General features: G+C 66.2%; 20 protein-coding genes. All 20 read left to right on the top strand.

Going from position 1 to position 25,229, the window contains the following annotated elements:
- Window position 1 precedes the first annotated feature (1 nt).
- The 20 genes from ftsL (at window position 2) to ligA (ending at window position 25,152) form a co-directional block, all read left to right on the top strand.
- Window positions 2–430, top strand: a complete 429-nt coding sequence (gene ftsL / locus K2U94_RS14545) for a cell division protein FtsL (RefSeq protein WP_243067886.1) — start codon at window positions 2–4, stop codon at window positions 428–430.
- 3 nt (window positions 431–433) lie between these two features.
- A complete protein-coding gene (locus K2U94_RS14540; RefSeq protein WP_425332527.1) occupies window positions 434–2,359 on the top strand; it encodes a peptidoglycan D,D-transpeptidase FtsI family protein in 1,926 nt (641 codons plus the stop codon).
- Window positions 2,359–3,801 (top strand): UDP-N-acetylmuramoyl-L-alanyl-D-glutamate--2,6-diaminopimelate ligase, encoded by a 1,443-nt coding sequence (locus tag K2U94_RS14535; protein WP_243067885.1) that lies wholly within the window; start codon window positions 2,359–2,361, stop codon window positions 3,799–3,801. The genes K2U94_RS14540 and K2U94_RS14535 overlap by 1 nt, the downstream gene beginning before the upstream one ends.
- Window positions 3,798–5,243: a UDP-N-acetylmuramoylalanyl-D-glutamyl-2,6-diaminopimelate--D-alanyl-D-alanine ligase gene (locus K2U94_RS14530; protein ID WP_243067884.1), complete on the top strand. Its 1,446-nt coding sequence runs from the start codon at window positions 3,798–3,800 to the stop codon at window positions 5,241–5,243. Before K2U94_RS14535 ends, K2U94_RS14530 begins: the two co-directional genes overlap by 4 nt.
- Before the next feature lies 1 nt (window position 5,244).
- Complete coding sequence (gene mraY, locus K2U94_RS14525) at window positions 5,245–6,387, top strand: phospho-N-acetylmuramoyl-pentapeptide-transferase (protein WP_243067883.1); 1,143 nt, start codon at window positions 5,245–5,247, stop codon at window positions 6,385–6,387.
- Window positions 6,387–7,820 (top strand): UDP-N-acetylmuramoyl-L-alanine--D-glutamate ligase, encoded by a 1,434-nt coding sequence (gene murD, locus K2U94_RS14520; RefSeq protein ID WP_243067882.1) that lies wholly within the window; start codon window positions 6,387–6,389, stop codon window positions 7,818–7,820. The genes mraY and murD overlap by 1 nt, the downstream gene beginning before the upstream one ends.
- Before the next feature lie 35 nt (window positions 7,821–7,855).
- A complete protein-coding gene (locus tag K2U94_RS14515) occupies window positions 7,856–9,022 on the top strand; it encodes an FtsW/RodA/SpoVE family cell cycle protein (protein ID WP_243067881.1) in 1,167 nt (388 codons plus the stop codon).
- The gene (murG, locus tag K2U94_RS14510) at window positions 9,019–10,116 is read left to right on the top strand and encodes an undecaprenyldiphospho-muramoylpentapeptide beta-N-acetylglucosaminyltransferase (RefSeq protein WP_243067880.1); all 1,098 of its coding nucleotides are present in this window, start codon (window positions 9,019–9,021) and stop codon (window positions 10,114–10,116) included. Before K2U94_RS14515 ends, murG begins: the two co-directional genes overlap by 4 nt.
- Window positions 10,117–10,123: 7 nt before the next feature.
- Window positions 10,124–10,639, top strand: coding sequence for a DinB family protein (locus tag K2U94_RS14505; protein WP_243067879.1), 516 nt, complete (start codon window positions 10,124–10,126; stop codon window positions 10,637–10,639).
- Window positions 10,640–10,658: 19 nt separating this feature from the next.
- Window positions 10,659–12,068, top strand: a complete 1,410-nt coding sequence (gene murC, locus K2U94_RS14500; RefSeq protein WP_243067878.1) for a UDP-N-acetylmuramate--L-alanine ligase — start codon at window positions 10,659–10,661, stop codon at window positions 12,066–12,068.
- On the top strand, window positions 12,065–12,766 hold the full coding sequence (locus K2U94_RS14495) for a glutamine amidotransferase (RefSeq protein WP_243067877.1): 702 nt from the start codon (window positions 12,065–12,067) through the stop codon (window positions 12,764–12,766). The genes murC and K2U94_RS14495 overlap by 4 nt, the downstream gene beginning before the upstream one ends.
- Window positions 12,763–13,692 carry a UDP-N-acetylmuramate dehydrogenase gene (murB, locus tag K2U94_RS14490; RefSeq protein WP_243067876.1) on the top strand — a complete coding sequence of 310 codons (930 nt, stop codon included), beginning with the start codon at window positions 12,763–12,765 and terminating at the stop codon, window positions 13,690–13,692. Before K2U94_RS14495 ends, murB begins: the two co-directional genes overlap by 4 nt.
- A 174-nt stretch (window positions 13,693–13,866) precedes the next feature.
- Complete coding sequence (locus tag K2U94_RS14485; protein ID WP_243067875.1) at window positions 13,867–14,790, top strand: D-alanine--D-alanine ligase; 924 nt, start codon at window positions 13,867–13,869, stop codon at window positions 14,788–14,790.
- On the top strand, window positions 14,757–15,746 hold the full coding sequence (locus K2U94_RS14480; RefSeq protein WP_243067874.1) for a cell division protein FtsQ/DivIB: 990 nt from the start codon (window positions 14,757–14,759) through the stop codon (window positions 15,744–15,746). The genes K2U94_RS14485 and K2U94_RS14480 overlap by 34 nt, the downstream gene beginning before the upstream one ends.
- Complete coding sequence (gene ftsA / locus K2U94_RS14475; protein ID WP_243067873.1) at window positions 15,746–17,059, top strand: cell division protein FtsA; 1,314 nt, start codon at window positions 15,746–15,748, stop codon at window positions 17,057–17,059. The genes K2U94_RS14480 and ftsA overlap by 1 nt, the downstream gene beginning before the upstream one ends.
- An 87-nt stretch (window positions 17,060–17,146) precedes the next feature.
- Entirely contained in the window at window positions 17,147–18,946 is a 1,800-nt protein-coding gene (ftsZ, locus tag K2U94_RS14470) for a cell division protein FtsZ (protein WP_243067872.1), read from the top strand.
- Window positions 18,947–19,308: 362 nt separating this feature from the next.
- The gene (gene lpxC, locus K2U94_RS14465) at window positions 19,309–20,259 is read left to right on the top strand and encodes a UDP-3-O-acyl-N-acetylglucosamine deacetylase (RefSeq protein WP_243067871.1); all 951 of its coding nucleotides are present in this window, start codon (window positions 19,309–19,311) and stop codon (window positions 20,257–20,259) included.
- Window positions 20,260–20,434: 175 nt separating this feature from the next.
- Window positions 20,435–21,316, top strand: coding sequence for an outer membrane protein assembly factor BamD (locus tag K2U94_RS14460; RefSeq protein WP_243067870.1), 882 nt, complete (start codon window positions 20,435–20,437; stop codon window positions 21,314–21,316).
- Between the two features lie 58 nt (window positions 21,317–21,374).
- Complete coding sequence (gene recN / locus K2U94_RS14455; protein WP_243067869.1) at window positions 21,375–23,045, top strand: DNA repair protein RecN; 1,671 nt, start codon at window positions 21,375–21,377, stop codon at window positions 23,043–23,045.
- A 1-nt stretch (window position 23,046) separates the two neighbouring features.
- Window positions 23,047–25,152: an NAD-dependent DNA ligase LigA gene (gene ligA, locus K2U94_RS14450; RefSeq protein WP_243067868.1), complete on the top strand. Its 2,106-nt coding sequence runs from the start codon at window positions 23,047–23,049 to the stop codon at window positions 25,150–25,152.
- Window positions 25,153–25,229: the final 77 nt, after the last annotated feature.

Below are 25,229 nucleotides of genomic sequence, written 5' to 3'. Positions count from 1 at the left end.
CATGCTGCGCTTGATGAATGTCCTCGCGATCGTCGTGCTGATCGGATCGGCGGTTTACGCCTATTCGATCAAATATGCGACGCTCTACCAGGTCGAGAAAGTGGCCAGGCTGAAGCGCGAATTGCAAGCCGAAAAGAACGGACTGGCCATGGCGCGGGCTGAATGGGCGCATGTCGCCGCGCCGGTGCGCATCGAGGCCCTGGCCGACCAATATCTCGGCGGTCAGGTGATGCAATTGTCGCAGATCGCCTCGCTCGCCAGCCTGCCCGACCGGGGGCCGAGCACAGACGAGATCGGCGCCGAACTCAAGCAACTCGGACTCGGCTCGCCGGTCACGACGCCGGGCGCGGCGGGCGCCACTGCCACGCCGGCCACGGTCCCGGCGCAGACGGGACCGGGCGCCTCGGCGTCGTCACGGACGGGGAGATAGGCCATGGCAGGAGCGCCCGCGCGGATCGAACCCGAATTTGAGACGGAGTATCCGGCGCCCATGAATGCGTCGCAGGTTCATGCGGCGCCGGCTTTCGCGCCCGCCGAAGCGCCGGCTTTCGCGCCGGTCGAGCCGCCGCCCGCCGCCGCGCCCGCGCCCGAGGCCCCGCCCGCGCCGCCGCCGCCACGCCGGCGGTTCAACCTGAAAAAGGCGCTGCGCGCGATCTTCGGCACCCATATGTCGAAAAGCCGCTTCCGTATCCGGCTGACGGCCCTCGCCTTCTCCGGGCTTTTCCTGCTTTTCGTCGGCCGTCTGGCCTATCTCGGCACGAAGCCGGACCCGGAATCCTTGCGCCGCGAGGCGTCCGAGGCGATTTCCGCGGCGCGGCCGGAAATCGTCGATCGCAATGGCGAACTGCTCGCCATGGACGTCAAGGTGATGTCGGTCTTCGCCGAGCCGCGCAACATCATCGACAAGGACGAGGCGACCGAGCTGATCACCGCCATCCTGCCGGACCTCAACGCCCGCGAGCTGCGCGCCAAGCTCGGCTCGCGCAAAGGTTTCGTCTGGGTCAAGCGCGCCGTCACGCCCGCCCAGCAGCAGGCGATCTTCCGCCTGGGCCTGCCGGGCGTCGGCTTCCTGCCGGAAAACAAGCGCATTTATCCCAACGGCCCGCTCGCCGCCCATGCGCTGGGCTTCACCAATTCGGACAATCAAGGCATCGCGGGAATCGAGAAATATATTGACGGGCAGGGGCTTTCCGACCTTCACGACGCCGGTTTCAAGCTCACGCCGGACAATCTCAAGCCCATCTCCCTCTCGCTCGACATGCGCGCCACCCATGCCCTGCGCGACGAACTCGAGCAGGCGATGCAGCGCTTTTCGGCCAAGGCCGCCGCCGCCGCGATCCTGGATGTGAACACCGGGGAGGTGGTCGCCGAAGCCTCGCTGCCCGATTACGATCCGAGCAATCCGGTTGACGCGCTCAAACCCGGCGCCATCAACCAGCTCACCGTCGGCGTCCATGAAATGGGCTCGACCTTCAAGGCGCTGACGCTCGCCATGGCCCTGGATTCGGGCAAGGCCACGCTGAACACCCGCGTGGATGTGAGCAATCCCCTGCGCGCCGGCCACAATTACATCCACGATTTCGAGCCGCAGCATCACCCGCTGACCCTGCCCGAAATCTTCACCTATTCGTCCAATATCGGCTCGGCGAAACTGGCGCTGATGGTCGGCGTCGAAGGTCACCAGGCCTTCCTGCGCAAGATGGGCCAGCTGACGCGCATGCGCACCGAACTGCCGGAAAACGCCGAGCCGATCCTGCCGCGCCATTGGAGCGACATCTCGACCATGACCATCGCCTTCGGCCATGGTCTGGCGGTCGCGCCGTTGCAGGCGATGATGGCGGTCGGCGCCTTGGTCAATGGCGGCTATCTCATCACGCCCACTTTCCTCAAGCGGCCGCCCGGTTTCAGCAAGACGAGCGAGCCGCGGGTCGTCAAGCCCGAAACCAGCGAGGCCCTGCGCTACATCCTGCGCCTCAACGCGGTCATCGGCACGGCGAAAAAAGCTAATATTCCCGGCTATTTCGTCGGCGGCAAGACTGGCACGGCGGAAAAGGTGGTCAATGGGCGTTACTCCAAGCACCTGGTTTTCACCACGTTCATGGCGGTCGTGCCGGCCGACAAGCCGCGCTATCTGTTCATGACGGTGATGGACGAGCCGAAAGGCCTGAAGCAGGACGGCAACTGGAACACCGCCGCCTATAATTCCGGCTATGTCACCGGCAGGTTGATCGAGCGCGTCACGCCTCTGCTCGGCCTGGCGCCGCGCCTTAAGCTGCCGACCGAGCCCTTCCCTCTGCTGGCGCGCATGGGCTATGGCTTCGCCAACGCGCCTCCGATCACCGGCGCCGGAGACCATTGATGCGCCTTGCCGCCTTGCTGCCCGATGCGCCTTCGACATGGCGCGGCCTCGACGTCACAAGCGTGACGGCCGACAGCCGCGCCGTCGCGCCCGGCGCGCTGTTTTTCGCGTTGAGCGGGAGCAAGGCCGACGGCATGCAATTCGCGGCCCAGGCGCTTGCGGCGGGGGCCGTAGCCGTGGTCGGCGACAGGCCGGCGCCTGCGGCGCTCGCGGGCGCGCCCTATATCCAGGCGGCGGATGCGCGCCAAAGCCTGTCGCTGGCGGCGGCCGCGCTCTTTCCCCGTCAGCCGGAGAAAATCGTCGCTGTAACGGGGACCTCGGGCAAGACTTCGGTCGCCGATTTCACCCGCCAGATTTTCGCCTTCTGCGGCCTTGAAGCCGCCTCGCTCGGCACGATCGGGGTGGTGCAGCCGGGGGGCGCGGTCTATGGCTCGCTGACCACGCCCGATCCCGTGACCCTGCACCAAACGCTCGACGCCCTGGCAGGCGAGGGCGTGACCCATCTGGCGATGGAGGCCTCCTCGCACGGCCTCGACCAGCGCCGGCTCGACGGCGTGCGCCTTGTGGCCGCCGGCTTCACCAATCTCTCGCGCGACCATCTCGATTATCACGCCAGCCTCGACGACTATCTCGCCGCCAAGCTGCGGTTGTTCACGGATCTGCTCAAGCCCGGCCAGACCGCGGTGGTCGCGGCCGACGGCGACTATGCGGGGCGGGTGATCGAGGCCTGCCGCGCGCACGGCTTGAAGCTGTTCACTGTCGGCGCCAAAGGCGAAGGCCTGCGCCTGAAAGAGGCGCGCGCGGAAGGTTTTGCGCTGCGGCTTGAGCTTGTGTTCGAGGGCCGCGAGATCGCTGTAAAACTGCCGCTCGCCGGCCAGTTCCAGGCCGAGAACGCTTTGGTCGCGGCGGGCCTCGCGCTCGCCGCCGGCGCGCCGCCGGAAAAAGTCTTCGCCGCGCTCGAAATCTTGCGCGGCGCGCCGGGCCGGTTGGAGCGGGTCGGCGACCGGAAGGGCGCGCCGGTTTTCGTCGATTACGCCCACAAGCCGGACGCGCTGGAAAAGGCGCTCGCCGCTTTGCGTCCTTTCGCAAAAGGCCGGCTCATCGTGGTTTTCGGCTGCGGCGGCGACCGCGACGCGGGCAAAAGGCCGATCATGGGCGGGATTGCGACGCGCTGCGCCGATGTGGTCATCGTCACCGACGACAATCCGCGCAGCGAGGAGCCGGCGTCGATCCGCGCGCAAATCCTCGCCGCGGCGCCAGGCGCGCGGGAGATCGGCGACCGCGCCTCGGCCATCAGGGCGGGCGTGGCGATGCTGGGGGAGGGCGATCTTCTCCTCATCGCTGGCAAGGGCCACGAGACCGGGCAGCTCGTCGGCAAGACCCTGCTGCCCTTTTCCGATCACGACGAGGCGCGCGCGGCGCTGGCGGAGTGCGCCACATGAGCGAAATTCTCTGGAGCGGTCTCGGTCTCGTCGCGCCCCTGCGGGCGCGGGTTCTCGGGCTTCCGCCCGAGGGCGCGACCGGAATTTCGATCGACACCCGCACCCTCCTGCCGGGCGAGCTGTTCTTCGCCATCAAGGGCGATCGCAGCGACGGCCACGATTATGTCGGCGCGGCCTTCGACCGCGGCGCGGTCGCGGCGGTGGTGGACGAAGCCCATGCCGACGCGCTCAAACATCTCGGGACGCTTTACATCGTCCATGACGTGCTCAAGGCGCTGGAGGGTCTGGGACGCGCGGCGCGCAAGCGCAGCCGGGCGCGGATCGTCGCGGTCACCGGCTCGGTGGGAAAGACCTCGACCAAGGAAATGCTGCGCAAGGTCCTCTCCGACGCCGGGCCGACCCATGCCTCGGACAAATCCTACAACAATCATTGGGGCGTGCCGCTGACTTTGGCCCGCCTGCCCGAAACGGCGCGCTACGCCGTGTTCGAGATCGGCATGAGCCATGCGGGCGAGATCGCGGCTCTGGTCGATATGGTCCGGCCCCATGTCGCGGTCGTCACCAATGTGGCGCCGGTCCATCTCGAACATTTCGCCAATGTCGAGGAAATCGCGCAGGCCAAGGCGGAAATTTTTTCCGGAATCGTCAAGGGCGGCGTCGCCATCGTCAACCGCGACGTCGAGACCTTTCCCATCCTCGAAGCGGCGGCCAAGGCCTCGCCCGCGGGCTATCTCCTCAGCTTCGGCGAAAATATCGCCGCCGACGCTCATCTGACCAAGTTCGACCCGGAGGAGAGCTTTTCGCGCGTTTCGGCGCGCGTGCTTCGTCAGGAGCTTCATTTCCGCGTCGGCGCGCCGGGGCGGCACATGGCGATCAACGCCCTTGCCGTGCTGCTGGCGGCGCGCGCCGTCGGCGTCGAATTCAGCGCGATCACGGCTTCGCTCGCCGGCGTCGCGCCGCCGCAGGGACGCGGGGCGCGCGAAACCCTGCAGCGCGACCGCGACGATCCCGAAAGCAGTTTCCTGCTGATCGACGAAAGCTACAACGCCAATCCGGCCTCGATGCGCGCCGCGTTTCAACTGCTTGGAGCGGCGCAACCGTCCGGCGCCGGCCGCCGGATCGCCGTTCTGGGCGACATGCTGGAGCTGGGGCCGACCGGCCCCGATCTGCACGCCGCGCTGCGGGACGACCTCGATCGCGTCAATGTCGAGCTCGTTTTCGCAGCCGGGCCTTTGATGCGCCATCTTTTCGACGCGCTCCCGCCGGAAAAGCGCGGCGCCTGGACCGAAACCGCCGCCGCGCTGGAGCCGCTCGTCGCCGAGGCCCTGCGCGCGGGCGACGTCGTCATGGTCAAAGGCTCCAACGGATCGAAACTGCATGCGCTCGCCGCCGGCCTCAAAAGCCGTTTCGCCGCGCCCGAGCTGCAAGAAGTCGAGGAATAAAATGCTCACCTGGCTCGCGGAACTGTCGCACCATTTCAGTCCGCTGAACGTCTTTCGCTACATTACGTTTCGCGCCGCCGGGGCCACCGCCACCGCGCTCGCCTTCGTCTTCTTTTTCGGCCCGACGATCATCGCTTCGCTGCGGATCAAGCAGGGCAAGGGCCAGCCGATCCGTAGCGACGGCCCGCAATCTCATCTGTCCAAAAAGGGCACGCCGACCATGGGCGGCCTGATGATCATCGCAGGCCTGGTGGTCTCGACCGTGCTCTGGGCCAATCCCAAGAGCGCCTATGTCTGGATCGCCCTGTTCGTGACGCTGGGATTCGGCGCGATCGGCTTTTATGACGATTATCTCAAAGTCACCAAGCAGAGCCACAAGGGCTTTTCCGGCCGCGCCCGGCTTGGCGGCGAGGCCGGAATCGCCATGCTCGCCGCCTATTTCATGATGTGCGCCTCGGCCTCCGGGCCGGTGAGCAATGTCGGCGATTTCATCGCCGCGCTCGGCGCGCCCTTCACCGCCGCCGCGCCGGCGACCAAGCTTTCGGCGCCTTTCATCCACGGCTGGATCGTCGATCTCTCGTGGCTGTTCCTGCCCTTTGCGGGTTTCGTCATCGTCGGCGCCGGCAATTCGGTCAATCTCACCGACGGGCTCGACGGCCTCGCCATCGTGCCGGTGATGATCGCCTCGGCGACATTCGGCATCATCGCCTATCTCGCCGGCAACGACATTTTCGCCCATTATCTCGGCATCAATTACGTGCCGGGCGCGGGCGAGCTGACGGTGATGACCGGCGCGATGATCGGCGCGGGCCTCGGCTTCCTGTGGTTCAACGCGCCGCCGGCCCAGATTTTCATGGGCGACACCGGTTCGCTGGCTCTTGGCGGGATGCTCGGCGCCATTGCGGTGGCGGTCAAGCACGAGATCGTGCTGGCCATCGTCGGCGGCTTGTTCGTGATGGAGGCGCTTTCGGTCATCGTCCAGGTGGCGTCCTTCAAGATGACCGGCAAGCGCGTGTTCAAAATGGCGCCGATCCATCATCATTTCGAACAATTGGGCTGGGCCGAGCCCCAGGTCGTGGTGCGGTTCTGGATCATCGCCTTCGTCCTGGCCCTCATCGGCCTCACGACGCTGAAGGTGCGCTGATGATCCCGATTACATACCTTGCCGGCCAGTCTGTCGCTCTGTTCGGTCTCGGCGGCTCCGGCCTTGCGACGGCGAAGGCGCTGGTCGCCGGCGGCGCTTTCGTCAACGCCTGGGACGATTCGCCCGCCGCGCTCGACAAGGCGTCGGCGGAAGGGATTCACCTGTTCGACCTCCATCAGGCGGACTGGTCGGCCTTTGTGGCGCTGATCCTCGCGCCGGGCGCGCCGCTCACCCATCCCGAGCCGCACTGGAGCGCGGCGCTGGCGTCAGCCGCGGGCGTTCCGATCATCGGCGACATCGAATTGTTCTGCCGCGAGCGCGCCCATGTTTCGCCCGGCGCGCCGATGATCGCGATCACCGGCACCAACGGCAAGAGCACGACCACGGCGCTGATCGCCCATATCCTGCGCGACGCGGGAATCGACGTTCAGCTCGGCGGCAATATCGGCACGCCGATTCTCGATCTGGAGCCGTTGTCTCTCGAGCGAGTCCAAGACCGCGTATATGTCGTCGAATGTTCGAGCTTCCAGATCGATCTCGCGCCCTCGCTCAATCCAAGCGTCGGCGTCCTGCTGAACCTGACGCCCGACCATCTCGATCGCCATGGGACCATGGAAAATTACGCCACGATCAAGCAGCGTCTGGTCGAGGCGTCCGACTTCGCCGTCGTCGGGCGCGATGACGACTGGTGCGAGGCGATCTTCCAATATCTCAAGCGCGCCGGCCATTCCGTGGTCGGGATCGCCAACAGCAGGCCGAACGCCCTTGCCAGCGTCTGCTACGAGGCGGGCCGGCTGCGGCGGGCCTTCGCTTTGCCGGGCCTCAAGACGCTGGAGGAAAACCTGTTCGACCTCGCCCGCGCGCCGGCCCTGCGCGGCGCCCATAACGGGCAGAACGCGGCGGCCGCCTTCGCCGCCTGCGAGCGGCTCGGCCTCGCTCATGACGAGATCGGCCTCGGCATGCGCGGCTTCCCCGGCCTCGCCCATCGCATGGAGCAGATCGGGCGCAAGGGCAAGGTTCTGTTCGTCAACGACAGCAAGGCGACCAATGCCGACGCCGCCGAGAAGGCGCTCGAAAGCTTCGACGATATTTTCTGGATCGCGGGCGGCAAGGCCAAGGCGGGCGGCATCGACTCGCTGCGGCCCTTGTTCGGCAAGATCGCCAAGGCTTTCCTGATCGGCGAGGCGGCGCCCGCTTTCGCGGCGACGCTCGAAGGCGCGGTCGCCTGCGAGCAATGTGGGACCCTGGACGCGGCGGTCGCGGCCGCCGCCCGCGACGCGGCCGCGAGCGACGCGCCCGAGCCGGTCGTGCTGCTGTCGCCGGCTTGCGCCTCATACGACCAATTCGCCAATTTCGAGCAACGCGGCGACGCCTTCCGCGAGCAGGTGCTGGGCCTGCTGGCGGAGGACGCCGTGCAGGGCGCGTTGTTTTGAGCTGATCGGGCTTTCGCCCACGAGAGGAGGCGGCCATGTTGTCTCGCGCTGAACGCTCCGCCATCGCCGACTGGTGGTGGACGGTGGACCGCTGGCTTCTCGCCGGCGTCGGGGTGGTGATCGTGCTGGGGCTGGTGCTGATCATGGCCGGCAGCCCGCCGGTGGCGGACCGCCTGCATCTGCCGTCCTTCCATTTCGTCAACCGGCAGGTCGAATTTTTGATTCCGACCATCGTCGTGATGCTGTCGTTGTCTTTCCTTTCGCCGCGCCATGTCCGGCGCGCCGCGCTCGTCCTCTATATTGGCTCGATGGTCCTGGTCGTCGCCACCTTGCTGTTCGGACATGAGGTGAAGGGCGCGCGGCGCTGGATTTTCGGCGTCGAGCCTTCGGAATTTCTGAAACCTGCTTTCGTCGTTCTCGCGGCCTGGGCGATTTCCGAAGGCGCGAAACGCCGCGACCTGCCGGGCAATTGGCTCGCCATTCTGCTCTTTCCGGCGACGGTCGTGCCGCTCATTCTCCAGCCCGACTTCGGCCAGACCATGCTGCTGTCGCTCGTCTGGGGCGTCATGTTCTTCATGGCCGGCCTGCACTGGTTCTGGCTCGGCGGCCTCGGCGCCTCCGCCGCCGCTTCGGTGACTTTGGCCTATAAATTCTCGCCCCATGTCCGCTCGCGCATCATGCATTTCCTCGATCCGGGCCAGATGGGCGGGATCGCTGACACATTCCAGGTGGACACAGCGCTCGACAGCTTCATTTCCGGCGGCTGGTTCGGCAAGGGGCCGGGCGAGGGCGTGCTGAAGCAGATCTTGCCCGACGCCCATACCGATTTCATCTTCGCCGTCACCGGCGAGGAATTCGGCCTGTTGTTCTGCATGTTCATCGTCGGGGTCTATGCCTTCATCGTGCTGCGCGCCTTGTTCAAGGCGGCGAACAACGACGATCCCTTCTGCCGTTTCGCCACCGCCGGACTGGCGCTGCTGTTCGGCATCCAGGCCTCGATCAATATTGCGGTCAATCTTCACCTCATGCCGGCCAAGGGCATGACCCTGCCGTTCATCTCCTATGGCGGCTCGTCGCTGATGTCGCTCGGCATCACGGTCGGCTTCCTGCTCGCGGTCACCCGCAAGCGGCCGAAATCGGAATTGATTTTCGACCGCGCCGCCGCGCCCGCCGCGCCGCCGATGGGAGTCCCGGCGGAATGACAGGCGACAATCTCGTTCTGGTCGCCGCCGGGGGAACCGGCGGCCATCTCTTTCCGGCCCAGGCCTTGTCTCATGCGCTGATCGCGCGCGGCGCGCGGGTGCGCCTCGCCACCGACGAGCGGGCGCTGAAATACGGCGGCGATTTTCCCGCCGAGGAAATTCACGAAATCGCCTCCGCGACGCCGACCGCGGGCGGCTTCATGGCCAAGGCGCTCGCCGCGCTGACCCTCGGCAAGGGCGTGATCGAGGCCTATGCGCTTCTCGGTAAAATCAAGCCGCGCGTGGTGGTCGCCTTCGGCGGCTATCCCACCGTGCCGCCCGCGCTCGCCGCCTCGTTGCGCGCGATCCCGCTGATCCTGCACGAGCAGAATGCGGTCATGGGCCGCGCCAATCGTTTTCTGGCGCGGCGCGCCGACAAAATCGCCTGCGGCTTCCCGACCCTCGACGGCCTGCCCGAAGGTTTGCGCGGACGCGTCACGCAGGTCGGCAATCCGGTTCGCCCAGCGGTGCTGGAGGCGGCGGCGCTGCCTTATCCCGATTTCGCCGATGGCCGCCTGCGCCTGCTGGTGACCGGCGGATCGCAGGGCGCGCGCATCATGTCGGACGTGACCCCGGCGGCGGTCGGTCTGCTCACGCCCGAGCAGCGGTCGCGGCTGGTGATCGTCCAGCAGGCGCGCGGCGAGGACCTCGCCCGCGTCGAGGACGCTTACCAACGCCTGAACGTGACTTGCGAGGCCGCGCCCTTCTTCCCGGACCTGCCGCTGCGCATGGCGCAAGCCCATCTCGTGCTCGGGCGCTCCGGCGCCTCGACAGTGTCGGAACTCGCGGTGATCGGGCGCCCCGCGATCCTCGTGCCGTTCCCCCATGCGCTCGACGCCGATCAGGCGGCCAACGCCAGGCACCTCGAAAAGACGGGCGCGGCGGAGGTGATGCGCCAGACCGGATTCACCCCGGAATGGCTGGCCGGGAGGCTTTCCCACGCGCTCGACGATCCAAAGGACTTGACGCGGCGCGCGCAAGCGGCCAAGAGCGCGGGCATTCCCGACGCCGCCCAACGTCTGGCCGATCTGGCCCTCAAAACCGCCGGCCTTTAGAAAGCCCATGATCGATCCCGCTTATGTCAAGACGCTCGCCGCATATAACAGGTGGCAGAACGCCAGCCTGTACGAGGCCGCCGCGACGCTGACCGACGCGCAAAGGCGGGAGGATCGCGGCGCTTTCTTCAAATCTGTCCATGCGACGCTCAACCACCTTTTGTGGGCCGACCAGATGTGGATGAGCCGCCTGTCGGACGTGGCCCGCCCGGAAACGCCCTTTCCCGGGATCGATCATGTCGCCGATTGGGACGAGCTGACGCAGCGGCGCAACGCTTTGGACGACAGGATCATCGCCTGGGCGGGCGGGCTCGCGGCGGACGATCTCGCCGGCGAGCTTGTCTGGATTTCGGGGCTGATGGGCGGCGAGGCGCGCCGCCCGCGCTGGCTCGCCGTGGTCCACATGTTCAACCATCAGACGCATCATCGTGGGCAGGTTCACGCCCTTCTCACCGGTCTCGGCGCAAAACCGCGGGACACGGACATCATCCTGAGCGAGTTTTGGTCGCCGCCGCCCGGCTGAGCCTTTTCGGAGATCCAGAATGAAACTGCCGAGCAAACTTGGCCCCATTCATTTCGTCGGGATCGGCGGCATCGGCATGTCGGGCATCGCGGAAGTGCTGCTCAATCTCGGCTATGACGTCCAGGGCTCTGACGCCGCCGACAACGCCAATGTCAAACGGCTGCGGGAAAAGGGCGCGCGCGTCTTCGTAGGCCACAACGCCAAGAACCTCGGCGAGGCGGCGGTGGTCGTGGTCTCGACCGCGATCAAGCGCGACAATCCCGAACTCGCCGCGGCGCGCGAAAAACGCCTGCCTGTCGTGCGCCGCGCCGAAATGCTCGCCGAACTGATGCGGCTCAAGCAATGCGTCGCCATCGCCGGCACCCATGGCAAGACGACCACGACCTCGCTGGTCGCGACTTTGCTCGACGCCGGCGGTCTCGACCCGACGGTCATCAATGGCGGCGTCATCAACGCCTATGGCGCCAACGCCAAGCTTGGCCTTGGCGACTGGATGGTGGTCGAGGCCGACGAGAGCGACGGCACTTTCCTGAAACTGCCGGCCGACGTCGCGGTGGTCACCAATATCGACGCCGAGCATCTCGATCATTTCAAAACCTATGACGCGATCAAGGAAGCCTTCCGCGCCTTCATCGAAAACCTGCCCTTCTATGGCTTCGCGGTGATGTGCATCGACCATCCCGCCGTGCAGGAACTGGTCGGCAAGATCGAGGACCGCCGCGTCGTCACCTATGGCGAGAATCCGCAGGCCGACGCGCGCCTTTCCAACACCGACCTTTCGGGCGGCGTATCGCGCTTCGACGTCACTTTGCGCGACCGCCAGCAGGGCCGGGAGGAGGTCCTGACCGATCTGACCCTGCCCATGCCCGGGCATCACAACGCCCTCAACGCGACCGCCGCCATCGCCGTCGCCCATCAGCTTGGCGTCAGCGTCGAGAATATTCGCAAGGGTCTCGCCAATTTCGGCGGGGTCAAGCGCCGCTTCACCCGCGCCGGCGAGTGGAAAGGCGTCGCGATTTTCGATGATTACGGTCATCATCCGGTGGAAATCGCGGCGGTGCTTCGCGCCGCCCGCGCCTCGACGCCGCATAAGGTGATCGCCGTGGCCCAGCCGCACCGCTACACCCGACTTCAGTCGCTGTTCGAGCAGTTCGCGACCTGTTTCAACGACGCCGACGTGGTGATCGTCGCCGACGTCTATGCGGCGGGCGAGACGCCGATCGAAGGCGTCAACAAGGAGGCTCTGGTCGCGGCGATCAAGGCCCACGGCCATCGCCAGGCGCTGGTCCTTCCGAGCCCCGACGACCTGCCCGACATGATCCGCGGCCTCGCTGGCCCCGGCGATTACGTGGTCATGCTCGGCGCTGGCAATATCACGCAATGGGCCTATGCGCTGCCAGGCCAGCTCGCGGCGGGAGACGAAGCTTGAGCAGGACCTGCCTCGTCATCCGCCATGTCGCTTTCGAAGGCCTGGGCGTTCTGGCGAGCCTGCTCACGAATCTCGACTTCGAGATTCGATGTTTTGACGCCGGCCTCGAACCTTTCCCCGTCGCCGACATGCAATCCTGCGATCTGCTGGTCGTGCTCGGCGGGCCGATCGGGGTCTATCAGGTCGAGGACTATCCCTGGCTGATCGTGGAAACGGCGGCGATCGGCGAGCGGTTGCGTGCGCAAAAGCCGACGCTCGGCATTTGTCTCGGCGCCCAGCTCATGGCGGCCTCGCTCGGCGCCAGGGTGGACCCGGGGCAGGCCAAGGAAATCGGCTACGCTCCTCTGAGCCTGACGCCGACGGGGCTGGCCTCGGTGCTGGCGCCTTTCGCCAACGAGCCGGTTCTTCATTGGCACGGCGACAATTTCGACCTGCCGCGCGGCTCGGTCCGTCTCGCCTTCACCCAGGCGTGCCCGAACCAGGCTTTCGCGATCGAGAATTACGCGCTGGGCCTGCAGTTCCATCTTGAGGTGGACCCGGATGCGCTGGAAAGCTGGCTGATCGGCCATGCGGTGGAATTGTCCGCGGCCGGCGTGCGGCCTGCGACCTTGCGCAAGCAGGCTGCGCTTCATGGCGCGGAGACGGCGGCGCGCGGGATGGAAGTCATCGCGCGATGGCTTGAGGGCGTTTTCGCGTGAGCCGCGCCTTTCCCGATCCGGCCGCGCGCGTGGCCGCGGCGGCGCCCGAATTGCGCGGCCGGCTCGCCGCCCAGGCCAAGCTTGCGCCCTTCACCTGGTTCCGCGTCGGCGGCCCGGCGGAACTGCTGTTCAGCCCGGCCGACGAGGCGGACCTGGCCTATTTCTTGAAAAATCTGCCCGCCGAAATCCCGGTGACGACGATAGGCCTCGGCTCGAACCTGATCGTGCGCGACGGCGGCGTCAAAGGCGTGGTCATTCGTCTCGGCGGCAAGGCTTTCGGCGAGATCGCGGTCGAGGAGGGGTTTCGGCTGCGCGCCGGCGCCGCTGCGCCGGACATGCGCGTCGCCAAGGCGGCCGCCGAGGCGGGGATCGACGGCCTCGCCTTTCTCCGCGGCATTCCCGGCTCGATCGGCGGCGCCTTGCGGATGAACGCCGGCGCCCATGGCGGCGAGACGAAGGAGGCGCTCATTTCCGCGCGGGGCGTGAACCGCAAAGGCGAGATCGTCGAATTCGCGGTCGCCGACCTCCGCATGACCTATCGCCATAGCGGCGCGCCGGAGGACGTGATTTTCACCAGCGCTCTGTTTCAGGGCAAGCCAGGCGATCCCCAACAAATCCTGGCGGAAATGGACCGCATCACCGAGGCGCGGGAAAAATCGCAGCCGATCCGCGAAAAGACCGGCGGCTCGACCTTCAAGAATCCGCCCGGCGAGAAGGCCTGGCAATTGATCGACCGCGCCGGCTGCCGCGGCCTCGTCGTCGGCGACGCGCAGGTTTCGGAAATGCACTGCAATTTTCTCATCAACCGCGGCGCGGCGACCGCCGCCGACATCGAAAACCTCGGCGAGGAAGTCCGTGCAAGGGTCAAGGCGGCGACCGGCGTCGAACTGCAATGGGAAATCAAGCGGATTGGCGTGACAAAATAGCGCCGTGAAGTTCCGACTGACGACATTGCGAGCGAAGTGATCCATTGCAGCCATGCGACAGATTGATCGGCGGATTGCTTCGGCATAGCTCGGCGCCATGCGCCGGACGTGGATTCAACGGGCGCGCGGTGCGCGCCTTATGGCTGGCGATGACGGTTGCGAAGGAAAAAATACATGACCAAGCACGTCGCGGTTCTGATGGGCGGCCTTTCCAGCGAGCGCAGCGTGTCCTTGCGCTCCGGCGAGGCCTGCGCCAAGGCGCTTGAAGGCGAGGGGTTTCAGGTTTCGCGCGTCGATGTCGGGCGCGACGTTGCGGAAGTTCTGGCAAAGCTCAAGCCTGACGCTGCGTTCAACGCTTTGCACGGGCCGGGCGGCGAGGATGGCGTGATCCAGGGCGTGCTGGAATTGCTGCGCATCCCCTATACCCATTCCGGCGTGCTGGCTTCGGCGCTCGCCGCCAACAAGGACAAGGCCAAGATGGTCATGGCGGCGGCCGGCGTGCCGGTCGCGCCGGGCAAGGCCGTGTCGCGCTTCGAGGCCGCCAGGGGCCATGTCCTGCCGCCGCCATATGTGTTGAAACCCGTGGCGGAAGGCTCGTCCTACGGCGTGTTCATCGTGCGGGAGGGAACGTCCCATCCGCCGCAGGAACTGCTGCGGCCCGACTGGCCCTATGGCGACCTCATGCTCGCCGAAAAATACATAGCTGGCCGTGAGTTAACCTGCGCGGTGATGGGCGATCGCGCCCTCGACGTCATCGAGATCAAAACGGCCGGCGGCGGCTGGTACGACTTCGAGGCGAAATATGCGCCGGGCGGATCAATTCACGAACTTCCTGCAAAAATTAAAGAAAATATTTACCAAAATGTTCAAGATTTGGCGTTGATGGCGCATCGGGCGCTCGGATGCCGCGGCGTGAGCCGAACCGACTTCCGCTACGACGACCGCCCCAACGGCACGGGCGAACTCGTCGTTCTGGAAGTGAATACGCAGCCGGGAATGACCGAGACTTCCCTTGCGCCTGAATTGGCCGCTTATGCCGGCATTTCGTTCGGTGAGCTTGTGAAATGGATGGTGGAAGACGCCTCCTGCGATCGGTAGATGGGCTTGATCCGGCCCTTGCGTCTCCGCGCGCCGCGGTCGCCGGCGCCGCGGCCGGACCCTTCCATGGATTTTCCTTCTTTCATCCGCGCTCGCCGGGACGCGCCGGATTTCCGGCCCGGCGGCGGCCGCGCGTCCGTCACGACGCCGGCGCGCTGACGGCGATTTTGCGGCTGCCGGGTCTTGGCTCCGCCCTCGCCGTCGCCTTTCTCGTCGGCGCCGGCTTGCTCGGCGTGATGGAGAACGGCCAATATGCCGCATTCGTGCAGGAATACGGCGCCCCCCGGGACATTGTCGCGCGCGCGATCGGCTTCGGCATCGATTCCGTCACCATCGCCGGCCAGGTCGAAGTGACCGACAAGGAAATCCTCGCGATCGCCGGGGTTAACGCCAAACAATCGCTGCTGTTCATCGACGCCAACGAAATGCGGAACAGGCTCCTTGCCCTGCCGCTGATCAAAGACGCCAGCGTCCGCAAATATTTCCCCGACCGCCTCGTCATCGACGTCACCGAGCGCCGGCCTTACGGCCTGTGGCAGAAGGACGGCGCGGTTTCGATCGTCGCCAGGGACGGCGCGCGGATCGACACGCTGAACAATCCGAAATTCGAGACCCTGCCTTTTGTCGTTGGCGACGGCGCCAATGAGCGCATCGGCGAATATGTTGCGCTGCTCGACGCCGCCGGCGCGATGCGGAGCAAGATTCGCGCGGGCGTGCTGGTGTCGCAGCGCCGCTGGAACCTCAAGATGAAATCCGGCGTGGACGTGCTGCTCCCCGAGGTCAATCCCAAAGAGGCCGTCGCCACCCTGGCGCAGCTCGAACGCGAATATGGCGTGCTGGAAAAGGCCGTCGTCACCCTCGACCTGCGCGTTCCGGGCAAGCTTTACATCCGCCTGACCGAGGAAGCCGCCGCCGCGCGCGAGGCCGCCCACACCCATGGCAAGGGAGCGCACTAATGGCCGCTTCCGTCCATCTCCCGCGGATCAAGCCGATCTCGTCGCGCAAAAGCTCGATCCTTTGCGTGCTCGACGTCGGCGCCTCGAAAGTGGTCTGCCTGATCGCCAAGCTGATCCCGGCCGAGCCCTCCGACCTGTTGCGCGGCCGCACCCATCGCACGCGAATTCTGGGGATAGGCCACCAGCGTTCGCGCGGCATCAAGGGCGGCGTCGTCATCGACATGGACGAGGCCGAGGCCGCGGTCCGCCTCGCGGTGGACGCCGCCGAGCGCATGGCCAAGGCGCAGGTCGAGAGCGTGATCGTCGCCAATCATGGCGGACGGCTCGGATCGGCCTATTTCCACGCCCAGGTGCCGCTGGTGAAAGGCGTCAGCGAAGGCGACATCCACCGCGTGCTGGAGGCGACGTCCGTGCGCACCGCGCGGCACGGAAGGGCGATCCTCCACAGCGTGCCGACCGGCTTCAATCTCGACGGCGCCGCCGGCATTCGCGACCCCAAGGGCATGATGGGCGAGTCGCTCGGCGCCGATCTTCATGTCGTCAGCGCCGACGCCCCCGCCCTCAGCAATCTTCTGCTCGCCATCGAACGCTGCCACCTCTCGATCGAGGCGGTCGTCGCCACGCCCTATGCCTCGGGCCTCGCCGTGCTGGTCGATGACGAGGCGGTGCTCGGCGCGACCGTGCTCGATCTCGGCGGCGGTTCGGTGAGCATCGGCGCGTTCCGCGACGGCAGGCTGGCGCACAGCGACGCTTTCGCGGTGGGCGGCAAGCACATCACCATGGACATTGCGCGCGGGCTCAACACCAGGCTCGCCGACGCCGAGCGGCTCAAGACGCTCTATGGCAGCGCGATCTCTTCGCCTTCCGACGACCGCGAGACGCTTGCCGCGCCGCAGGTCGGGGACGAGGGCGACAGCCCGATCCACATTTCGAAATCGCAGCTGACGAGGATCATCCGCCCGCGCGTCGAGGAGATTCTCGAACTCGCGCGCGACCGCCTCAAGGCGGCGGGTTTCCCGCCGACCTCCGGCGGACGGATCGTCCTGACCGGCGGCGCAAGCCAGCTCACCGGCCTGCCTGAGGCGGCGCGCCGCATTCTCGGTGGCCAGATCCGGGTCGGGCGTCCGCTCGGCGTGCAGGGGATGCCGGAATCGGCGAAAAGCCCGGGCTTTTCCGCGGCGGTGGGGCTGCTGGTCTATCCGCAATTCTCGAGCGTCGAATATTTCGAGCCGAGCCGGTCGGGCGCCGGCGGGGAGCGGCGGCCGGCGGGCTATTTCGGCCGGGTCGGCCGATGGATCAAGGAAAGTTTCTGACAGTAACGCGTAACGTCGCCTCCGGCGGCAGGGTTCAAACAGCAAACAGGCGCGGGCGGCTTCGCCCACAGAACAAGAGGCCACAAAATGACGATCAACCTTAAAGCGCCGGAACTGCGCGAACTCAAGCCCCGCATCATGGTGTGCGGGGTGGGCGGCGCAGGCGGCAATGCAGTGAACAACATGATCGCCTCCGGTCTCGCCGGAGTCGATTTTATCGTCGCCAACACCGACGCCCAGGCGCTGACCAGCTCCCGGGCCGAGCGCATCATCCAGATGGGCCTGCAGGTGACCGAAGGCCTCGGCGCCGGCTCCCAGCCCGAAGTCGGCCGCGCTTCGGCCGAGGAGGCGATCGAGGAAATCCGCGATCATCTCGCCGGCGCCCATATGTGTTTCGTCACCGCCGGCATGGGCGGCGGCACCGGCACCGGCGCGGCGCCGGTCATCGCCCGCGCCGCGCGCGAGTTGGGCATCCTCACCGTCGGCGTCGTCACCAAGCCGTTCCAGTTCGAGGGCGTGCGCCGCATGCGCATCGCCGACAACGGCATCGAGGATCTGCACCAGTCGGTCGATACCCTGATCGTCATCCCCAACCAGAACCTGTTCCGCGTCGCCAACGAGAAGACGACCTTCGCCGACGCCTTCTCGATGGCCGACCAGGTGCTCTATTCCGGCGTCGCCTGCATCACCGACCTGATGGTGCGCGAGGGCCTGATCAATCTCGACTTCGCCGACGTCCGCGCCATCATGCGCGACATGGGCAAGGCGATGATGGGCACCGGCGAGGCGACCGGCGAGCGCCGCGCGATCCTCGCCGCCGAAGCCGCGATCGCCAATCCGCTGCTCGACGAAGTGTCGATGAAGGGCGCCAAGGGCCTGCTGATCTCGATCACCGGCGGCAACGATCTCACCCTCTATGAAGTGGACGAGGCCGCGAGCCGCATCCGCCAGGAAGTGGACGAGGACGCCAATATCATTCTCGGCGCCACCTTCGACCAGGGGCTCGAAGGCGTGATTCGCGTCTCGGTGGTCGCCACCGGCATCGACAAGCCGGCCGGCGCCACCGATATGAATGATCAGCGCGGCGCGGCCGAGGCCGCCGAGCGCCTGCGCATGCAGGCGGCGTCCCGCCAGGCCGAGACCGTTCAGGCCGCGCGTCCGGCCGCGCCGGCGCCGGCGCCCGAAGGCTATTACGCCGCGCAGGCGCAGCAGCCCGCGACCGCTCAGGCGCAGCCCGCGCCGGCCTATGCCCCGCAGCCCGCGCCGGCCTATGCCCCGCAGCCCGCGCCGGCCTATGCCCCGCAGCCCGCGCCCGCTTACGCGCAGCAGCCTCAGACGGCGGCCGAAGTGGCCTATGCGCCGCACCATCCCGACGTGCAGATCAAGCGCATGGCGCCGCCCCCGGCGGTCTATCAGGAGCCGCCGGCCCCGCCGGCGCGTCGGCCCGAGGCGCACGCCATTCAGGAGCCCTTCGTCCCGCCGCCGGCGGAACAGCCCATGCGCGCCCCGCGCATGCCCAATATCGACGAACTGCCGCTGCCCGGCCAGAACCTGATCCGCGCCAGCCAGCAGCACGGCCAGGAAACCCGCCGCCGCACCCTGCTCGAGCGTCTCGCCACTTTCGGCATGAGCCGCGCCGAGGAACAGGCCGCCGGCGCCCCGATGGCGCCGCCCGCGCTTGGCGCGCCGCAGGCTCCCGCCGGCGCCCAGCCGCCCATGGGTTATGCGCCGCCGCGTCAGGCCCAGCCCTCGCCGGTCCATGCGGAATACGCCAAGCGTCCGCCGGCCCAGCGTCCGGCCGCGATCGACCCCAATGGCCGGGGCTATCCCCGCGCCGAGGACGATCACCTCGAAATTCCCGCCTTCCTGCGGCGCCAGTCGAACTGACGAATCGCCGCAAATGTGACGGAGACGGACGAAAACCCGCCGCAAGGCGGGTTTTTTGTGTTGCATTGCTGCGAATCGCGGTAAAGGCGAACGCTCGATTAACGGGATCAGGTCGAAAATGAGGTTAATTTGTAACAGCGGCGTAAGAAAGAGTGATTTGTTATGGCGCGTTGCTCCCGATATCTTTTCAATGTGGCGAATCAAGGATTTCGGCAGGCGATAAGGCTTCCCGAAGTTCGGTATCGAGGATCGCCCTCGGCGGTCGCCACGCGCCTTTCCGGGAGACGCCGCATTATCGCGGCGAGACCGTGGCGTCACCCCAATAGTCCCGTCGTTCGCCGGGACGAGCCAACGGAAATATAATGAAGCCTCGCTTTCAGACCACGCTCCGCGAACGCATCGTTCTGGCCGGGGGCATTGGCGTTCATTCGGGAAAGCCCGTCCGTCTGGTTCTCAATCCCGCCGAAGCGAACACCGGGCTCGTCTTCCTGCGCAGCGGCCTGCCCGATGGCGGCAGCCGTTTCATCGAGGCCAATTGGGCCAAGGTGACCATGACCGAGCTTTGCACCGTCATCGGCGACGGCGCGCAGCATATGGTCGCCACCATCGAACATCTGGTCGCGGCCTTGCATGGCATGGGCGTCGATAATTGCCTCGTCGAGGTCGACGGCCCTGAAGTGCCGATCATGGACGGCTCGGCGGGCGCCTTCGTCGAGGCGATCGACCGCGCCGGGATCGCCCAGCTCGACGCCTCCCGCCGCTATATCAAGATTCTCAAGCCGGTCCGCGTCGAGCAGGGCCGCGCCTTCGCCGAGCTTCTTCCCGCCGACAAGGGCTTCCGGCTCGATGTCGAAATCGATTTCAAGAGCGAGGCGATCGGCCGCCAGCGCAAGATTCTCGATCTCGACGCCTCCGCCTTCCGCCGCGAACTGGCGCGCGCCCGCACCTTCGGCTTCCTCGCCGACGTCAAGCGCCTGGTCATGGCCGGCTTCGCGCTCGGCGCGTCGCTCGAAAATTCTGTCGGCATCGACGATGACCGCGTGCTCAACCCCGAAGGTCTGCGGTTTTCCGACGAATTCGTGCGCCACAAGATGCTCGACGCCGTCGGCGATCTGGCTTTGGCCGGGGCGCCGATCCTGGGCCAATACCGCTCCTATTGCGGCGGCCATAAATTGAATGTGGCGGCGCTAGCCGCGCTTTTCGCCGACCGTTCGGCTTATCGCTTCGTTGAAGGCGCTCCCGCGCCGCGCGAAGGCGCGCGCGCCGATCTCGGTCTGGTCGCGGCGCCGGTCTTCATGCCGGAGCGCAGCTGAGCCGAAAGCGGCAAGTCTTAAAAATGCCGTAAAAAATCGCTTTTGCTTTCCGGCGCGCGGCGCTATGCGCGTGGGTTAAGAGCGGCGCGCCTGGCGCGTCCGTCTGCGCATAGTCGCCAGAAATGCGAAACTCATCCGGGCCCACGGCGCGCCCGCGTCATCACGAGCGTGTTGAATGAACCATTCGAATGTCACGGCCATCAGGACTTTTCGCGCCGTCCTTCTCGCAGGCGTCGCGCTTGTCGGGTTCTCTTCGGCGGCGTTCTGCTTTTCGCTGGAGGACCTCAATCCCTTCGGCAAAAGCAAATATGAGATGAAGGTCGATCCGGTCGTTCCTCCGGACCACCTCTACAACGAAGGCCTCGCCAAGATCCAGGACAAGGATTACGAGGCCGCCGCCAAGCAGTTCGCCAATTTGCAGAAGCAATATCCCTTCGGCGAATGGGCGCGGAAAGGCCTGGTGATGGAGGTCTACGCAAATTATCTGGGGGGCAAATATATCGACGCCTCCACCGGCGCCGACCGTTTCAATTCGCTTTACCCGAATGCGCCCGACGCCCCTTATGTGAACTATCTCGCCGGACAGGCGATGTATGGCGAAATGCCCGACGTCGAGCGCGACCAGGACCGGGTCGTGAAAGCGCAAAAATATTATCAAACCGTGGTGGATAAATATCCCAAGTCGAAATATGCGCAGGACGCGCATCTGAAGATCGACATCTGCCGCGACCAGCTTGCCGGCCATGAGCTGGATGTGGGCCGCTTCTATCTGAAGCGTGAGAATTATACCGCGGCGATCAATCGTTTCCGCGAGGTCCTGTTCAAATACCAGAAGACGCGCGAGGCCGAGGAGGCGCTGGAGCGCCTGACCGAGGCTTATCTTGCCATGGGCATCACCCAGGAGGCGGAGACGGCCGCAGCGATTCTGGGCGCGAATTATCCTCATTCGCAATGGTACAAGGACGCCTACGAGCGTCTGCAGTCGAACGGGCTTTCGCCGCACGAGCACCAGGATTCGTGGATTTCCAAGGCTTTCAAAAAGGTCGGATTGAGCTGAGGCGCGTTTCGCTTTATTCCTGCGGAGAGGGGGCGCAGCTCTCGTCTGGGCAGGGGAAATGTTGGTTCAGCTCGCGATTCGCGACATCGTCCTGATCGACCGGCTGGAGCTGGATTTCGGCCCCGGCCTGACCGTGCTCACCGGCGAAACCGGCGCCGGCAAATCCATTCTTCTTGACGCCTTTTCGCTGGCCCTTGGCGGGCGCGGCGATGGCGCCTTGGTGCGCTCGGGGCAGGGGCAGGGGCAGGTGATCGCGGTGTTCGATCCGCCGCCAGGTCATCCCGCGCGCCTCGTCGCCGCCGAACAGGGCCTAGACGTCGAGGGCGACCTCATCCTGCGCCGCGTGCAGATGGCCGATGGCCGCAGCCGCGCCTTCGTCAACGATCAGCCGGTCAGCATTCAGGCCCTGCGCGCCGTCGGCGATGCTTTGGTGGAGATCCACGGTCAGCACGACGACCGTGTTCTGGTCGATCCCAATGTCCATCGCGCGCTGCTCGACGCCTTCGGGGGCCACGGTGACCTTGTCGCCAGAACCCGCGCGGCCCATGCCGAGTTGCGTGAGGCCAACCAGGCCTTGCGCGACGAGACGGCGGCGGTCGAGGCCGCGCGCAAGGAAGCGGATTACCTCAGCCACGCCCATGAGGAGCTGGCCAAACTCGGCCCCCGCGCCGGCGAGGAGGAGGAGCTTGCGGCCGAGCGCACGGCGATGCAGCAGGCGGAAAAAGTCGCCGGCGACCTTCGAGACGCTCAGGATAGCGTTTCCGGCGACGGCTCGCCGCTCTCCACCTTGTCCTCCGCCCTGCGCCGGCTGGAGCGGCGCCAGCCCCAGGCCCCGCACCTGATCGAGCCGGCGCTCAAGGCGCTCGACGCCGCGCTCACCGCGTTCGATCTTGCCCAGCAGGCGCTCGATCAGGCCCTGCGTGACGCTGAATTCGACCCGCGCGCGCTGGAGCAAGTCGAGGAGCGGCTGTTCGCTCTGCGCGCCGCCTCGCGCAAATATTCCACGCCTGCGGACGGGCTTGCTGCCCTCGCGGAAAAATTTGCGGCCGATCTCGCCGCGCTCGACGCCGGCGAGGCGCGCCTCGTCGCGCTCGCCAAGGCGTGCGAAGCGGCGGAGGTCCATTATCGCGCCTGCGCCGCCGATTTGACCGCGGTGCGCAAAAAGGCCGCCAGAGCGCTCGACGCGGCGGTGAACGCCGAACTGCCGCCGCTCAAGCTGGAGCGCGCGGTTTTTTCGACCCAGATCGTGACCGACGAATCGCAGGCGGGGCCGGACGGCGCGGAAAAAGTCGAGTTCTGGGTCCAGACCAATCCCGGATCGCGTCCCGGCCCGTTGATGAAGGTCGCCTCGGGGGGAGAGCTGTCGCGTTTCATGCTGGCGCTGAAAGTGGCTCTGGCCGATCGCGGCTCGGCCCCGACTCTGGTGTTCGACGAAATCGATTCGGGCGCGGGCGGGGCGGCGGCCGACGCCATCGGCCAACGGCTGGCGCGCCTAGGGGCGAACGTGCAGGTGCTCTCCGTCACCCACGCGCCGCAGGTCGCGGCCCGCGCCACCACCCATATGCGCATTTCCAAGGACCTCGCCGACAAGGGCGCGCGCGCCGCCACCCGCGTCGCGCCGCTCGCCGACGAGCACCGCCGCGAGGAGATCGCCCGCATGCTCGCTGGCGCGACCATCACCGAGGAGGCGCGGGCGGCGGCGGCGCGGCTGATCGAAAATGCGCGCTAGCATGAGCAAGAGGGACGAACGCGTGCGCGCCCGCGAAGAGCACGCCAAACTCGGCGAGGAAATCGCCGCGCATGACCGCGCCTATTATCAGAATGACGCGCCGATCATTTCCGATGCGGAATATGACGCGCTCCGCCAACGCTATCAGGCGCTGGAGGCCGAGTTTCCCGAACTGGTTGATGAAAACTCGCTGAGCCGGACTGTCGGCGCGGCGCCGGCCGAGAAATTCGCCAAGGTCGCGCATGCCGTGCCCATGCTCTCGCTCGGCAATATTTTCTCGGACGAGGAACTGGAGGATTTCGTCGCCCGGGTGAAACGTTTTCTCGGCCTCGACCCGCAGGCGGAAGTCGCCTTCACCGCCGAGCCCAAGATCGACGGGCTTTCCTGCTCGCTGCGCTATGAAAAGGGCGTCCTGGTCAGCGCCGCCACGCGCGGCGACGGGCTGGTCGGCGAGGACGTGACCGCCAATGTCCGGACCATCGCCGATATTCCGCAAAAACTGGCCGGCGCGCCGCCGGAAATCATCGACGTGCGCGGCGAAGTCTATATGAGCCACAGCGACTTCGCCGCGCTCAACGAAAGGCAGGCGGCGGCCGAAAAGCCCTTGTTCGCCAATCCGCGCAACGCCGCGGCCGGCTCGCTGCGCCAGCTCGACGCCAATATCACGGCGCAACGGCCGCTGAAATTCTTTGCCTATGCCTGGGGCGAGTTGGTTTGGGGGGCGGCGGAGCCGGCGCCGCCGGCCGACACGCAGATGGGCGTGATCGCGGCCTTCCGCGACTTTGGCTTCACGGTCAATCCGTTGACGATTCTATGCCGTTCGGCGGCGGAAATGCTCGCTCATTTTCGCGACATCGAGAGCCGGCGCGCCGCGCTCGGCTATGATATCGACGGCGTGGTCTATAAGGTCAACGACCTCGCGCTTCAGCAAAGGTTGGGCTTCGTCTCGCGTGCGCCGCGATGGGCGACGGCGCATAAATTCCCGGCGGAAAAGGCGATCAGCGTCGTGCGCGACATCGAGATTCAGGTCGGCCGCACAGGCGTGCTGACCCCGGTGGCGCGGCTCGATCCGGTGACCGTCGGCGGCGTGGTCGTCTCCAATGCGACCCTGCACAATGAGGACGAGATCACGCGCAAGGATATTCGCGTGGGCGATAGTGTGATCGTTCAGCGCGCGGGCGACGTCATTCCGCAAATCCTCGGCATTGTTCCGGAAAAGCGTCCGGAGGGCGCGAAACCCTATGAATTTCCCCATGTCTGCCCGGCCTGCGGCTCGGCGGCGGTGCGCGAAATCGACGCCAAGACCGGCGAGGCGGAGGCGGCGCGGCGTTGCACTGGAACTTTAGTTTGTCCGGCTCAAGCTGTTGAAAGACTGAGACACTTTTGTTCACGTAATGCTTTCGATATCGAAGGCCTCGGCGATAAGCAGATCGCCTTTTTCTATGACAAGGGCCTGATTGGCGCCCCCGCCGACATTTTCACCCTTCAGCGGCGCGACCGTGAAAGCCTGACCAAGATCGAGAATTTCGAGGGCTTCGGGAAGGTCTCGACCAGAAAGCTGTTTGCGGCGATCGAGGCGCGGCGCGAGATCGCGCTCAACCGATTCATTTTCGCCCTGGGGATCCGCCATGTCGGCGAGACCAACGCCATCCGACTGGCGCGCTCCTTCGAAACTTTCGACGCCTTGCGCGAGACCGCTCGCCATGCCACGCCCGGTAGCGAGGCCCGCCGACGGATCAACGACATTGACGGCATCGGCGAGGTCGTCGCCGAAGCGGTGGCGGATTTTTTCGTCGAGCCGCACAATGAGCGCGCGCTCGACGCTTTGCTGGCGGAAGTGCGCATCCTGCCGATGGAGGCGCTCAAGAGCGACAGTCCGGTGGCGGGCAAGACAGTCGTCTTCACCGGCTCGCTGGAAAAAATGACCCGCGACGAGGCCAAGGCCATGGCGGAACGCCTCGGCGCCAAAGTGTCGAGCTCGGTCTCGAAAAAGACAGACCTCGTCATCGCCGGCGCCGATGCGGGGTCGAAGCTGGCCAAAGCGCGGGAGCTTGGCGTCGAAGTGATCGATGAGGACGGCTGGCTGGCGTTGGTCGGCGGGGCCTAGAACAAACGCTGTCATGTATTGAAATCATGGCGTTATTTTCAAGGCGACAATTTCGCGCGCCTAGCGGGGGAGGGCGC

It is taken from the genome of Candidatus Rhodoblastus alkanivorans (assembly GCF_022760755.1).
GTDB lineage: Bacteria > Pseudomonadota > Alphaproteobacteria > Rhizobiales > Beijerinckiaceae > Rhodoblastus > Rhodoblastus alkanivorans.
Note: the sequence above shows the minus strand (reverse complement) of the source record. Positions and strands in the feature narration are given on the sequence as shown.